This is a genomic window from Nocardia sp. NPDC046473 (assembly GCF_040645995.1).
GTDB lineage: Bacteria > Actinomycetota > Actinomycetes > Mycobacteriales > Mycobacteriaceae > Nocardia.
The window spans coordinates 311,396-325,020 of record NZ_JBEYZJ010000013.1 but is presented as its reverse complement, the minus strand read 5'-3'; the positions used below and the strand labels follow the sequence as shown (position 1 = coordinate 325,020).

The 13,625-nt window shown below is 67.1% G+C and carries 14 protein-coding genes; 4 read left to right on the top strand and 10 right to left on the bottom strand.

All coding sequences use genetic code 11. The features are described 5' to 3' along the window. Positions 1-430: 430 nt before the first annotated feature. Positions 431-1,708: a tyrosine--tRNA ligase gene (tyrS, locus tag ABZ942_RS40275; protein WP_357391505.1), complete on the bottom strand. Its 1,278-nt coding sequence runs from the start codon at positions 1,706-1,708 to the stop codon at positions 431-433. An 82-nt stretch (positions 1,709-1,790) separates the two neighbouring features. Beyond that, the gene (locus tag ABZ942_RS40270; RefSeq protein ID WP_357391504.1) at positions 1,791-2,426 is read right to left on the bottom strand and encodes a TetR/AcrR family transcriptional regulator C-terminal domain-containing protein; all 636 of its coding nucleotides are present in this window, start codon (positions 2,424-2,426) and stop codon (positions 1,791-1,793) included. A gap of 91 nt (positions 2,427-2,517) precedes the next feature. Between ABZ942_RS40270 and ABZ942_RS40265 the strand changes: the two genes are divergently transcribed. Continuing rightward, on the top strand, positions 2,518-2,844 hold the full coding sequence (locus ABZ942_RS40265) for a hypothetical protein (protein ID WP_357391503.1): 327 nt from the start codon (positions 2,518-2,520) through the stop codon (positions 2,842-2,844). A gap of 69 nt (positions 2,845-2,913) precedes the next feature. Here the strand turns inward: ABZ942_RS40265 and ABZ942_RS40260 are convergent, their stop codons facing one another. The 4 genes from ABZ942_RS40260 to ABZ942_RS40245 all read right to left on the bottom strand — a co-directional run bounded on the left by ABZ942_RS40260 (position 2,914) and on the right by ABZ942_RS40245 (position 5,616). Next, positions 2,914-3,339 (bottom strand): DoxX family protein, encoded by a 426-nt coding sequence (locus ABZ942_RS40260; protein WP_357391502.1) that lies wholly within the window; start codon positions 3,337-3,339, stop codon positions 2,914-2,916. A gap of 97 nt (positions 3,340-3,436) precedes the next feature. Further along, entirely contained in the window at positions 3,437-4,063 is a 627-nt protein-coding gene (locus ABZ942_RS40255; RefSeq protein ID WP_357391501.1) for a DNA-3-methyladenine glycosylase, read from the bottom strand. Between the two features lie 15 nt (positions 4,064-4,078). Beyond that, positions 4,079-4,360 carry a DUF3761 domain-containing protein gene (locus ABZ942_RS40250; RefSeq protein WP_357391500.1) on the bottom strand — a complete coding sequence of 94 codons (282 nt, stop codon included), beginning with the start codon at positions 4,358-4,360 and terminating at the stop codon, positions 4,079-4,081. Positions 4,361-4,467: 107 nt separating this feature from the next. Continuing rightward, positions 4,468-5,616, bottom strand: coding sequence for a low temperature requirement protein A (locus tag ABZ942_RS40245; protein ID WP_357391499.1), 1,149 nt, complete (start codon positions 5,614-5,616; stop codon positions 4,468-4,470). Positions 5,617-5,923: 307 nt separating this feature from the next. Here ABZ942_RS40245 and ABZ942_RS40240 point away from each other — a divergent pair, with 307 nt between their 5' ends. Genes ABZ942_RS40240 through ABZ942_RS40230 form a run of 3 tightly spaced genes read left to right on the top strand, consistent with a single transcriptional unit; the run spans position 5,924 to position 8,104 of the window. Continuing rightward, positions 5,924-6,655 (top strand): ABC transporter ATP-binding protein, encoded by a 732-nt coding sequence (locus ABZ942_RS40240; RefSeq protein WP_357391498.1) that lies wholly within the window; start codon positions 5,924-5,926, stop codon positions 6,653-6,655. 37 nt (positions 6,656-6,692) lie between these two features. Beyond that, positions 6,693-7,487, top strand: a complete 795-nt coding sequence (locus ABZ942_RS40235; protein WP_357391497.1) for an ABC transporter permease — start codon at positions 6,693-6,695, stop codon at positions 7,485-7,487. Further along, on the top strand, positions 7,484-8,104 hold the full coding sequence (locus ABZ942_RS40230) for a TetR family transcriptional regulator (protein ID WP_357391496.1): 621 nt from the start codon (positions 7,484-7,486) through the stop codon (positions 8,102-8,104). Before ABZ942_RS40235 ends, ABZ942_RS40230 begins: the two co-directional genes overlap by 4 nt. A gap of 44 nt (positions 8,105-8,148) precedes the next feature. On the opposite strand, the gene ABZ942_RS40225 is transcribed toward ABZ942_RS40230, so the two are convergent. From ABZ942_RS40225 to ABZ942_RS40210, 4 genes are all read right to left on the bottom strand, one after another. After that, positions 8,149-8,376, bottom strand: a complete 228-nt coding sequence (locus ABZ942_RS40225) for a Trm112 family protein (protein WP_357391495.1) — start codon at positions 8,374-8,376, stop codon at positions 8,149-8,151. 9 nt (positions 8,377-8,385) lie between these two features. Next, positions 8,386-8,874, bottom strand: coding sequence for a GtrA family protein (locus ABZ942_RS40220; protein ID WP_357391494.1), 489 nt, complete (start codon positions 8,872-8,874; stop codon positions 8,386-8,388). 249 nt (positions 8,875-9,123) lie between these two features. Continuing rightward, the gene (locus ABZ942_RS40215; RefSeq protein WP_357391526.1) at positions 9,124-11,367 is read right to left on the bottom strand and encodes a hypothetical protein; all 2,244 of its coding nucleotides are present in this window, start codon (positions 11,365-11,367) and stop codon (positions 9,124-9,126) included. Positions 11,368-11,382: 15 nt separating this feature from the next. Beyond that, positions 11,383-13,593, bottom strand: a complete 2,211-nt coding sequence (locus ABZ942_RS40210) for a hypothetical protein (protein WP_357391525.1) — start codon at positions 13,591-13,593, stop codon at positions 11,383-11,385. Positions 13,594-13,625: the final 32 nt, after the last annotated feature.

Sequence of the window (13,625 nt, the reverse complement as noted above, 5' to 3'; positions counted from 1 at the left end):
CAACCGGGGGGTATGAGAGGCCGGAACCAATTCAAATAATTGGCACTGACATTCATCGACACACTATTGAGTTCTCAAAGAACACACGCACACACTTCACCCCCGGCGCTAACCGGTTCGTCCGTGAGGCAACTGTTCCAGCCTAAACGGCATCTTCCGCAGAGTCAAGTCCGCGTGATCACCTTAGGTTTCTAGCTGATGGCCAGGCGCTCTCGTACTACCTCGTTTCCCGGTCCATCCGCTCAGTGTTTCCACTGGGCTTCTCGGCTCCGGGTCGGTGTCCGTGTCGCTCTGACTCGAACTAAGTTACGCGGCGGATAACGCAGAGTCAAATCCGCTGTTCCGGCCGGTGTTTCCCCAGGTCAGAGCCCCGGTTACGGCCCGACCGGGGGCTTGAATCACATGGATGTGACTCAAGCCACCGCGATCTTCATGCACCTGCCCGCAGTACCCCCGCGAGGTTCTTCTTTCCGCGCCGCAAAACCAGCCAGCGTCCGTGCAGGTAGTCGGTGTCGGCGGGGGTCCATTCCAGATCCGAGACCCGCTCGTTGTTCACCGACGCCCCGCCTTCGTTCACCGCGCGCCGGGCAGCACCGCGACTTTCGCTGAGTCCGGTGGCGACGAGCAGATCGACGATCGTGCTCGGCTCCCCCGCTGCCAGCTCGGCGACGGCGGCTTCCCGCAGCGCGGCGCCCAACGTCGGCTCGTCCAGTTCGCGCAGCTCGCCGCGACCGAACAACGCCTGACTCGCCAACTGCACTGCGCGGGTGTTCGCCTCGCCGTGCACCAGCGTCGTCATCTCGGCGGCCAGCCTGCGCTGCGCCTCCCGCGCGTGCGGCCGTTCGGCGGTGGCCTGTTCGAGTTCGGCCAGTTCTTCCCGCGACAGGAAGGTGAACCACCGCAGGTTCCGGATCACGTCGGCGTCGGCGGTATTCACGAAGTACTGGTACCAGGCGTAGGGGCTGGTCATCTCCGGGTCGAGCCACAGGCTGCCGCCGCCGGTCGACTTGCCGAACTTCTTGCCGTCGGCCGAGGTCACCAGCGGAACGGTGAGCGCGTGCACCGCGGCGCCGTCGACCCGCCGGTTCAGCTCGACGCCCGCGATGATGTTGCCCCACTGATCGGAGCCGCCGACCTGCAACGTGCAGTCGTACTGCCGCCGCAGCTGCAAGTAGTCGTTGGCCTGCAGCAACATGTAACTGAACTCGGTGTAGGAGATGCCCTCGCCGTCGAGGCGCCGCTTGATGGTGTCGCGCGCCAGCATGACGTTCACCGAGAAGTGCTTGCCGACGTCGCGTAGGAAGTCGACGGTGGACAGCTGGCCGGTCCAGTCCATGTTGTTCGCGATCACCGCGCCGGTCGTCGGATCGTCCAGGTCGACGAAGCGTTCCAGCTGCGAGCGGATGCGTCCGGCCCACTCCTCGACGGTGTCGGTGGAGTTCATGGTGCGCTCGCCGACGTCGCGCGGATCGCCGATGAGCCCGGTGGCGCCGCCGGCCAGCACGATCGGCCGGTTGCCCGCGCGCTGGAAACGCTTCAGCGCGAGCAGCGGCACCAGGTGTCCGGCGTGCAGGCTGGGCCCGGTGGGATCGAAACCGGCATAGACGGTCAACCGTCCCGCGTCCAGGGCAGCGCGCAGCGCGTCCAGGTCGGTGGATTGCGCGATCAGTCCGCGCCAGGTCAATTCGTCGATGATGTCGCCGCTCACGGTGTCCCATCTTTCCGCACGGGTAGTAGGTGACTGGACTGCACCTCAGTGTGTCGGTGTTATCCGGCGCAGGTCGAGCGAATTACGCGGTCTCGGCGAAGCCGCGGACGAGGATGTCCACGGTGGTGGCGAAGCGGGAGGCGAAGTCGAGTCCCGCACCCGTGGCCAGTGATTCGGCGAGCAGCGGATAGGCGGTCGGGTCCGCCTCGGCCTGGCCGGTGTCGTCCTGCTCGTGGCCGGGTGTGGTGCCCGCTTCGGCGAGGGTGTGCCCGATGACGAACGTCATCACGGCATTGACGATGTCCATCGCCCGCCCGAGCGGCACACCCTGGTCACACATCACCGCCAGGCCCGATTCCAGAATCCGGTAGGCGCCGGGTGAGTTGACCGGCCTGGTCGCGAGGATGCCGAGCGTCGCGGGATGGGCGAGCAGCGTCGCACGGAATCCGTGCGCCATCGCGGTCACCGCTTCGGGCCACGGCCGATCTCCGGCGGGCAGCAACTCCGATTGTTCGAGCAAGCGCTCGACCATGCCGTCGAGCAGCGCGGCCTTGCTGGGCACGTAGTGATAGAGGCTCATGCCGTCCACTCCCATCGCCGCGCCGAGCTTGCGGGTCGACAGGGCGGTGAGCCCGTGTTCGCCTACGAACGCGATCGCTGCGTCCAGGATCTTTTCCCTGGTGAGCCCGGCGCGCGGGCGGGATCTCCGATCAGCCACGCAGTCATCCTCCCAGATTTTTCTTGCACTGCAAGAAAACGGCGGCTACGGTTTATCTTGCACTGCAAGATAAACCGAAAGGCCCTCGAAGATGCTGATCGCAGCCATGTCCCGCCGCCTCAACGACGATGTCGACTACGCCACCTTCCGCAAGGCGTGGCTCCCCGACGAGACCGTCCCCGGCGATCCACGCACCCGAGTGTTCAGCGCGCTGAACGTCGAAGACCCCCGCGAGCTGTTCACCCTCGCGCTCATCGAGCACGCCGAGCCCGCCGATATCCCCGCCTGGATGGCACGCCTCACGCCGATCGAGGAGCGCCGCCATGAACGCATCAAGCACCTGGTGGGCGAACCGACCTTGAACGCCGTGTACCAGGTGGTCGCGGAAGACGATCTCTCCCAGCCGATTACCGAGTGAGCCTGCCCCGCAACGCAGCATGACGCTCGACGGACCGAAGTCCGCCGAGCGTCCGCGTTATCGAATTGTTCAGCGGGACAGCATTTCCCGCACCGCGACGATGCTGTCGCGCCGCTCGTAGGCGATCCAGGCGAAGATGACGGCCAGCACCAGCGGGAAGGGCGCGAGTTGGGGCGCGTCCAGCAGGAAGGCCTGGGTGGCGGCGGCGAGCACCGTGGTGATCGACAGGCCTGCGGCGGCCAGGCCGCTCAGCCGCGGCACCAGCAGGCCGATGCCGCCGGAGACCTCGACGATGCCGGTGAAGTAGCGGAACCAGTCGCCCCAGCCGATGTCCTTGAAGGCCTGCACGGCGTCTTCCTGGCCGAACAGCTTGGGCAGGCCCGTGGCGATGATGAAGAAGAGGCCGAGCAGGATCTGCAGGGTCCACAGGACCACGTTCAGCTTCTTGCCGGGGCGGGCGTCGGTGGCGGGGGCGGAGGCGGGGATGGCGGTCATGATGTCGTTCCTTCAGGTCGGTCGCGCCGGGTGTTAGCGCGTTCACCTGATAGGACGTGGCCCCTCGAGAAAACTCATCGGCGGCCGCGAAAAACTTTCAGGACACCTCGACGCGCGGCGCCCGGGGACTGCGCCGGTAGGTGGAGACCGCGGGTGAGGACGGCAACCAGAACCGCCACGGCAGGTCCGCCGCGGTACTCACGCCGACGCGCGGACCGCTGGCGATCTGCTCGGCGGCGAGGCGACGGCCGAGTTCCAGCCGAATCGTCGAGGACGAATCGAACAGCGGAGTTCCGTAGTCGCTCAACGTGATTCCCAGCGCGCTGCCGAGATTGCCCGGCCCCCTTGCCAAGTCGGCCTCGGTCCGCGCGGCGCGGCGGCGCGCGCGAGCCTCGTCGAGCCCGGCCACCACCTCACCGGATCTGATCAGCGCGGCGCTGGCGATCCCGTCCGGTCCGCTCGTCACATTGATGCAGGTGTGCATGCCGTAGCTGAGATATACATACAACACCCCGGCCGGGCCGAACATCACCATGTTCCGCTTGGTCCGCCCACGCCCGGAATGCGACGCGGTATCCGGCCACGGCCCAGCGGGATCTCCCCCGTACGCCTCGACCTCGACGATCCGCACGCCGATCGCGCCGGACCAGAGGGTGGCTCCCAGCAGTCGGCGGGCGGCGACGGGCGGTTCGACGGCTAGCTCATCGGCACACACAGCCGCCATTGTCCAAGACGGCGCCTACGGCAGCTGCACCAGCCACTGCGCGACGCCCTTGTGTCCGGAGCAGGTGCCGCTGCGGTGCTGGCTCTGACTGTAGGTGCCGTCTTTGCACAGCGCGGTCGCCCCCGGCGGCGGGGTCGCGGCCTGTTGCGGACGCGGCACGCACCGGTGGTCGACGTTCTCGTACTGGCTCGCCGGGCATGCGGTGTGCAGCGCCGGGGCCGCCGACGCGGGCGCGGAGACCAACGCGGCGATACCGGCGACGGCCGCGAACAGCCCGAGTAGAGATTTCGTTCTCATTACGAAAGTCCTTGCGACAGAATGACATTCGACGAGACGTAGAGCATTCCTCGCCGGTCGCAACAACCTACCGCGCGCCGGAGGTGCCCCGGTATCAGTCGTACGACCTACACATACGAGCTGTGCTGGCCGCTGCGCAAGGTGATCAGATCGTCGATGATGACGGCCGCGTAGCCCACCGCGACGAGCGCCGCCAACTGCCCCCACGACACCCACACCACCCCGATCGGCGTGGTGGCCGCGACCGCGGCGGCGGCGACCAGCCGACTCCACGCACGCGGCAGCCCCAGGGCGAGGCGGAAGAAGAACTGGCCGAGGAAATACACCGCGACACCGCCGGACAACGCGGCGGCGGTCGCGACGGAGGCGGGCTCGTTGCCGTGCGCGATGCTCATCTGAATTCCCGCCGCCGTCACGATGATGCCGATGAGCAGGATGTACAGCGAGTATCCGTAGGCGAGCACCGCGGGCCGGGAACGTTCGCGATCCGGCACCGCCGCGAGCGCGTGCTCGCCGCGCTCGTCGTCGATGCCGAAGTACGCCCACCACAGCACGTAGGCCAGGCACAGACCGAGCGCCACGGTCGCGATGAGCGGCACCGTGATCTTCTCCTCCGCCAGCCCCACGCCGATGGCGACGATCGACTCGCCGATCGCGACGATGATCACCAGGCCGTGCCGCTCACAGAAATGACTGGCCCGGATCCGGAAGTCGCCGGTATCGACCAGATACGGGCTCAGCACCTGCACCGCGAGCGCCGCACCCCACAGGGCGTATCGATGCCAGCCGTGCACGAATCCACCGGCCAGCACCAACCCGGCGGCGAGGGTATTGAGCGGCGCGATCCGCTTGATCGCGAGGACGGCCGACTCGCCGCCGTTGCTGTAGAACAGCGCCGTGTGCACCGCGGTGATCACGAAGTAGCCGACGCCGAAGGCCACGCCGGTGCCGTGGAAGGCGTCCGGAATGGCCAGCGACACCACGAAGAAACCGAACATCCCGATCAGCAGCCAGGTGCGCCGGGCCGTGCTGCTCGGCGCCACCTCGTTGGTGAGGAAGACGAATCCGCTGTACATCCACCAGATCACGCCGAACAGCAGCGCCACCTGCCCCAGCGCCTGCCAGCCGGGGTGGTGGGAGAAGACATGGGTGAGCTGGGTGATGGTGAAGACGAAGACTAGATCGAAGAAAAGTTCCAGCGTCGACGCTCGGAGCTGGCCGCCGTCGCTGGACGACGCGGTGTTCTGGTTGTTCACGGCAGGAGCCTAAAACGCAAGGACACTCCGCGCCCGGCCAGACCTGGCCGGGCGCGTCGTCTCATCCGAGGGTGTCGGGCTCGGGTACAGGCCCGTCAACCCGAGTGGACGCCGTGAGGCAGGCGGCCGATCCTGCCGGACCGAGACGCACCTCGAGTTGACGACTCGCGATGGCGACGCTCAGCCGGAACGCAACGCCGATGCGGGCGGACACGCCGAGGTTCAACCAGCCACCTCTTGCCCCTGCGGCATACCCGCGCTAAATTCATCACACAGTGAATTCAACATTCGATGAATTGAGGCGACCATGTCGCAAAACACCTCATCACCTGCTGTCGAGGTGCAGAACCTGACGGTGCGACGCGGCGGACGTGAGGTCCTGCACGACGTCTCGCTGACGATTCCGCGCGGCTCGATCACCGGATTGCTCGGCCCGTCGGGGTGCGGCAAGACGACGTTGATGCGCAGCATCGTCGGCACCCAGATCGTCGAGTCCGGGGAGATCTCGGCGCTGGGGCGGCCGGCGGGGGCGGCGGAGTTGCGGCGGCGGATCGGTTACGTCACGCAAGCGCCGAGCATCTACTCCGACATCAGCGTGCACGAGAACGTCGCGTACTTCGCGGCGCTCTACGGTCGCGAGCGCGGCGCCACCGACGACGCGATCAACGCGGTCGGACTCGCGGAGTACGCGTACCAGCGCGGTGACCAGTTGTCCGGCGGACAGCAGACCCGCGCCTCGCTGGCGTGCGCGCTGGTCGCCCAGCCCGAGCTGCTGGTGCTCGACGAGCCGACGGTCGGACTGGATCCTGTACTGCGCGTTGATCTCTGGAAGCAGTTCCATGAATTGGCCGCCGGTGGCACCACTTTGGTGGTGTCGAGCCATGTGATGGACGAGGCCGAGCACTGTGATCGGCTGCTGCTCATGCGCGACGGTCATCTGCTCGCCCAGCTGAGTCCGGACGAATTGCGCGCCGAAACCGGCGAGCAGAACCTCGAACGTGCTTTCCTCACACTGATTACGACGGGACAGGCGGCATGAGCACACTCCGCAACCGCACGAACACCAGGCAGGAATCATGACCGCCGTACTCGAGCCCGCGCCTCGGCGGACTCCCACCCTTCGCCCCTACGTCGCGACGACCACCCGCATCCTGCGCCAGCTGCGCAATGATCACCGCACCGTCGCTATGATCCTGGTGGTGCCCGCGCTGCTGATGACGTTGCTGTACTTCATCTATCGGGATACCCCGACCAATCCGTTCAACCCGGTGTCGCTGTTCGACCGGGTCGGCATCAGCATGCTCGGCATCCTGCCGTTCATCGTGATGTTCCTGATCACCGCCATCGCCATGCAGCGCGAACGCACCTCCGGCACGCTGGAGCGGCTGCTCACCACGCCGCTGGCGAAACTCGATCTGCTCGGCGGTTACGGCACGGCGTTCTCGCTGGCCGCCGCGGCGCAGGCGGCGGTGGCGTGCCTGGTGTCGTTCGGGCTGCTCGGTCTCGACTCGGCGGGCAATCCTGGCTGGGTGGTGCTGATCGCGGTGCTCGACGCGATCTGTGGGGTGGCCCTCGGCCTGCTGGCAAGTGCCTTCGCGCGCACCGAGTTTCAGGCGGTGCAGTTCATGCCGGTGGTGGTGGCGCCGCAGATCTTCCTGTGCGGCTTGCTCGTTCCGCGCGGGCAGCTGCCCGGTTGGCTCGAGGCGATCAGCAATGTACTGCCGTTGAGTTACGCCGTCGATGCGCTGCAACAGGTTTCGACGCATCCGAACGCCACCGGGGCGATGTGGCGCGACCTCGCGGTGGTCGCCGGGTTCGCGGTGGTCGCCCTGTGTCTCGGTGCGGCGACGCTGCGGCGGCGCACTCCGTGACGGCGAACGGATCCGATACCGGCGATCGCCCCCGTTCCGGGCGCAGGCCGGGACAGTCCGGCGCGCGCGAGGCGATCCTGGCGGCGGCTCGAACGCGGTTCTCGGAGATAGGTTTCGACAAGACGTCCATCCGGGCGGTGGCCTCGGACGCGGGTGTCGATCCCGCGTTGGTGCATCACTACTTCGGCACCAAGCAGCAGTTGTTCGGCGCGGTCGTGCAACTGCCGGTGGATCCCGAACTCACGCTCACCGCCGTCGACACCGCCCCACTCGATCGGCTCGGCGAAACGATCCTGCGTGCGGTGCTCGGCGTCTGGGACTCCCCCGCCGGCACCGGCATCGTCGCGATGGTCCGCAGCATCATCGGCGGCGGCGACACCTCGCTGGCCCGCGCCTTCATCCTGGAGGTCGTCATGGAACGAGTCCGCCTGCGCATCGCCACCCCCGACGACGACGGCCGACTACGGGTAGCCCTGCTCGGCTCACAAATGATCGGCCTGCTGATGGCCCGCAAGGTGATCGGCATCGAACCGATGGCCTCGGTGCAATCCGAAGACCTCGTCACCGCGATAGCCCCCACCCTCCAGCGCTACCTCACCGGCGAGATCGGGGCCTGAGGGCAGCCGCACGCCTTCTGACACGCGCGGAATCAGAAGGAGGGTCAGGCTTCTACTGGTTGCTCGATGAAGTTGGCGTGTTCGGCGTCGGTGACGTCGCGAGCCTCATCGATGAGCAGCACTGGGATGCCGTTGTCGATGGGGTAGGCGCGGCGCAGGCGCGGGTTGTAGAGGACGGTGCCCTCGGTCGCGCGGACCAGCAGTAGCGGGCCCTTGTCCTGGGGGCAGGCCAGCAGGCTCAACAGCGTGGCGTCCAAGGTGTGCTCCGGCATGAGCAAAACCTACCCGACGGCGCCGTCCGCCTCGACCGGCGGTCGGCGCCGGAACGAGATATGGCGGTGGCCGAAGTAGCTGGCGACGGCGACCAGCGCCATCACCACGACCGCAGCGGGTTTGTCGGGGAAGTGCCAGACCGAGACGGCGAGCTCGAGCAGCACCATATTCAACAGCAGCCCACCGGAATTGACCGCGACGAACCGCAGGAAGTCGCGCAGCAGATGCCCGCGCACCCGGAACACCAGGGTGCGATGCAACACGAACGCGATGACGATGCTGACGGCGTAGGACGCGGCCACCGCCACCGACGGCGGCACGTTGTCGCCGAGCACCGCGAGCCAGACAACAGTCAGCCCGATCCCCAACGCGGTGTTGAACCCACCGACCGCCGCGAACGCGACCTCCTGCCGCTGCACGAGCCGCAGCAGCGGACCGGGTTTCGCCTGCTCGACACCGACGTCGTCCGATGAGCCGATCGAATCGCCCTCACCCACAGCGCGCGCATCCTCGTCGATCAACGAATGCGGGCCTCGCGACACTGTCGGCACGACCCCGTCAACGCCCACAGACGCCACGCTTCGCTCACCGTTGAATTCCATCAGACGCCCACCTCCAGTCGCGCCAGGCACTCTATCGCCCCGACACTCCAGCCCACCACCAGCCGCACTGTTTCTGATTTCCGGCACCGAGATTCGCATGCGATTCCAGGTGCCGGAAATCAAGGCTGATGCCGCGGCATGGGGTCAGTGCTTCGCGTCGACCAGGTCGGGCTGGGGTGTGGGCTCGGGGGTGTCGGTGGGGGCCGGGGAAGCCAGTCCGTCGTCGCGGCGGCGGCTTCGCAGGAACGCCCACTGCAGGACGCCGACGCCGAGGAGGCCGAGCAGCAGCGACGCGCCGCCGATCTTCCAGCCGGGTGGGCGCCAGCTCAGTTCCAGGTCACCGTTTTTGGTGCCTGCCGGGATGTCTACGGCGACAAAGGATTTCGCGACAACCTTGATCGGGATCTCGTGGCCGTTGATGGTGGCTCGGTAGCCGGGCCAGCCTAGGCGGGCGAAGACGACCTGGCCGCCGTTGTCGGAGTTCACCCGAACGCGGCTGGTCAGGTCGGATTCGGCGACGGAGGTCGCGGTGACGCCGGTGGTGGTGGCGACGCGGCCGTTGCGGGTGGAGATCAATCCGCCGACGCGTTCCAGCACGGAGATCTGCTGTTCGTGGCCGGGATAGTCGACCCATTTCCAGCCGTCGGGTGCGGGTTGGGTGCGCGCGTCGGGGTACATCGAGCGTTGCAGCACGACTCGGTCGACCTTCATCAGGTCGACGATGGTGCGTCCGGTGGTCGGTTCGACCTCGAATGCCCGCCGGAACGCGTCGGGACACACGCTGGTGTCCCAGCGCATGCAGAGCATCTCACCGAACCAGTAGTGCCCGTTCGGGGTGTATCCGCTGACGTAGGTCAGCTCGAGATCCTTGGCGTAGTTGCCGAACACGAGCGACCCGTAGGCGCCCTTGAGGTTCTTCTCGGCGGGCGGGATCGGCCCCCGGTCGGCGAGTTGCAGTGTGGTGCCGGTGAAGTCGGGGAACGCGGCCTTCATCTCGGACCGCTTCGCGGGCAGATTCCAGCTCATCGGCGTCGGCTGCGCGCCACGCACCTGCACATAGGCGATGGGGAACACGGCGACCAGCGTCAGCACGCAGGCCGCGACCATCCCCCGGGTCCGCCCGAGCCACACCACCCCGGCGCCGAGCGCGGCCACCGAAAGTGCCGCCAGCACATGCCAACCCAGCTGATGCGGCGCCGCCGAGAACGAGCGCACGAACAGCAGCCCGATCAGCACACCGGCCGCGATCCCGCGTCGCCGCCACCCGTCGAAGGTGGCGAAGCGACCGAGCAGCACGCACACCAGCACCAGCAGCCCGAGCGCCACCATCGGCAGCACCCGCGCGGGCCAGCGCAGCGGCCCGATGGTGCCCGGCCCGGCGGTCCACATCAGTCCCATGATCGCGACGAGCGCGATCGCGGTGAATTCGCGCCAGTTCTGCCGCGCCTTGCCCCAATCGATGAACGCCAGCGCCGGAATCAGGAACCACGCGATATAGACCACCGGCATCGGCTGCACATAGCCCCACCAGGAGCTGTACGCGGGCAACGTGCTCGGCAGGCTCGCGTTGAGCGATTCCGACCATGGCACGGTGAGGAATTGGTCGTTGTTGATCTGCGCGGTCCCGCGCCAGGTCACCTTCGCCGACAGGATGCTCGGCAGATAGGTGGCCAGCCCGGCCAGCGCCGCGCACGCCGACGCGGCGAGCAACCGCAGCGACGGCACCCACTTGCGTTGGTAGACAACCTCACCGACGGCCACGGCGCCGATCATCAGACCGGCCTCGACCGCCGGGAAGATGTACTGCACTGAGATCGCCAGATATAGAAAGACAAACGTCGGGATCGGCCCGCTGCGCCCGCGCGCATACCGAACCCCGGATGCCCACGCGTGCACCAACCACGCGGTACCGACAAAAGCGGTATACCAACTGGCCTCGTCGAAGAACAGCAGCCACCCGGTGAACGGAATCGCGATGCCCGCGACCGAAGCCCACGGCGCGCTGGCCCCGTACTCCAGGCACACCCGATACACACCGAGCCCGAGCACGATCGCGAAGATCAACTTGACGATGGTGGCGTAGAGCGCGACGTTGTCCACCGAGGGCGCGATCAGATCGATCAGCAGCTGCGGCGGATTCAGCAGCCCCGCCTCTTCGATGGTGTAGTTACCGGCCATCCAGTGTTCGGGGATCATCGCCGGGAACTGCCCGTCCCGCAGGCGATTCCCGAGCATCACCCACAGGGGGGCGTACTGCGACTCGGTGTCGTCGGTATAGAAATGCCGGATGTTGGCCAGCAGAACGGCACCGTAGCCGACCACCACACCGAGCGCGGTTATGAGGCCCCACTTGTACACGTCCCGCCGGGCGAGGGCGCTGCTTTCCACCACGAGTTCCAGACCCTACATGGCGGCGGGCTGCGCCCTGGCACGCCGCCGCGACCGCACGTACAGCCATTGCAGTACGCCGGTACCGATCACGCCGGCGGCCAGCGCGGCGATACCGATCTTCCACCCGGGCGGACGCCAGGTCAGCACCAGTTCCGCGTTCTGTGTACCAGCGGGAACATCCACGGCGACAAACGATTTCGCGACCGTGGTGATCGGAATCTGCTTGCCGTCGATAGTGACGCGATAGCCGGGCCAGCCGAGCCGGGCGAACACCACGCGACCGCCGTTGGGCGAGCTGACCCGCACCCGGCTGGTGGTGTCGGTCTCGGAGATCGACGCCGCCGTCACGTTCTTGGTCGCCGAGACCCGGCCGTTCACCGTCGAGATCGGCCCGTCGGCCCGTTCCAGCACCGAGATGAACTTCTCGTGGCCTGGATAGTCGACCCACTTCCAGCCGTCGGGCGCGGGCTGGTTACGGGCGTCCGGGAACAGGGCGCGCTGCAACACCACTCGATCCAGTTTCATCAGATCGACCAGGGTGCGCTCGGTGGTCTTCTCGGGGGTGAACATGCGCCGGAACGCGTCCGGGCAGACGCTGCTGTCCCAGCGCATACACAGCAGCTCACCGAAGTAGAAGTGACCCGTCGGGGTGTAACCGTTGACGTAACTCAGTTCCAGCGACTTGGCGTAGTTGCCGAAAACCAGGGAACCGTAGGCACCTTCGAGGCTCTTGTCCTCCGGCTGCACCAGTCCACGCTCGGCGAGTTGCAGTGTGTTGCCGGGGAAATCCGGGAACGCGGCCTTGGCCTCGGATCGATTGGTCGGCAGGTTCCACGTCATCGGGGTCGGCTGCGCGGCCTGCACCTGGAAGTACGCGATCGGGAACATCGCGACGATCACCAGCACGCACGCCACCGCAATGCCTTTGACGCGCCCCAGCCACAGCACCGCGGCACCGAGCGCGGCCACCGCGGCGGCCGCGAGCACATGCCAGATCACGTCGTGTGGATCGGCGGAGAACGTCCGCACCCACAGCAGCAGGATCAGCACCCCCGCGGCGATCCCGCGATTCTTCAGATCCTTCGTCGTGCCGTAGCGCGCGAGCAACACGCACACCAGCACCAGCAGCCCGATCGCCAGCATCGGCAACACCCGGACCGGCCAGCGCAGCGGACCGATCGAACCCGGCCCCGCCGCCCACATCAGCATCATCACCGCGAAGAACGCGACCCCGAACAGCTCCCGCCAACTGTCCTTGGCCCGCCGCCAATCGATGAACGCGAGCGCCGGAATCAGGAACCAGGCGATGTAGGTGACCGGCATCGGCTGCACGTACCCCCACCAGGAGGTGAACGCGGGATGCGTGCTCGGCAGGCTGGCATTCAACGATTCCGACCACGGCACCGTCAGGAACTGGTCGTTGATGATCTCCATGGTGCCGCGCCAGGTCACCTTCGCCGACAGCATGCTCGGCAAGAAGGTCAGCAGACCCGCGAGCCCGGCACAGCCGCCGACGATCGCCAGCCGCACCACCGGCCACCATTTGCGTTGGTAGATGATCTCGCCCACCGCGACCGCCAGCAGCATCAGCGCCGCCTCGACCGCCGGGAAGATGTACTGGGTGGAGATGGTCAGATACAGATAGACGAAGACCGGGATCGGCCCGCCCTGACCGCGCGTGTAGCGCACCGACGACGCCCACGCGTGCACCAGCCAGGCGGTGCCGGTGAGCGCGGTCATCCAGCTGGCCTCGTCGAAGAACAGGAAAAAGCCCGACAGCGGGAACGCGACGCCGGCCACCGCCGACCACGCGGGCCGGCCGCCGTAGGCGAGGCAGATGCGGTAGACGCCCAGTCCGGCGATGATCGCGAAGATCAGTTTGACGACGGTCGCATACAGGGCCATGTTGTCGACCGACGGCGCGATCAGATCGATCAGCAGCTGCGGCGGGTTGAACAGGCCCGCATCGTCCATCGTGTTGTTGCCCGACATCCACCGCTCGGGCACCAGCACCGGGAAGGTGCCGTCGCGCAGGGCGTGGCCGAGGCCGACCCACAATCCGGTGTATTGGGATTCGGTGTCGTCGGTATAGAAGTGCCTGGCGTTGGCGAGCAGCACCGCGACGTAGCCGAGGACGACGCCGACGGCGGTGATCAGACCCCACAGGTACACGTTGCGGCGCTCGGCCCGGTGAAGATCATCCGGCCCGGTGGCGGCAGGCATGGCGGCGGCAGCTCCGGCGGTTCCGGCCGGAA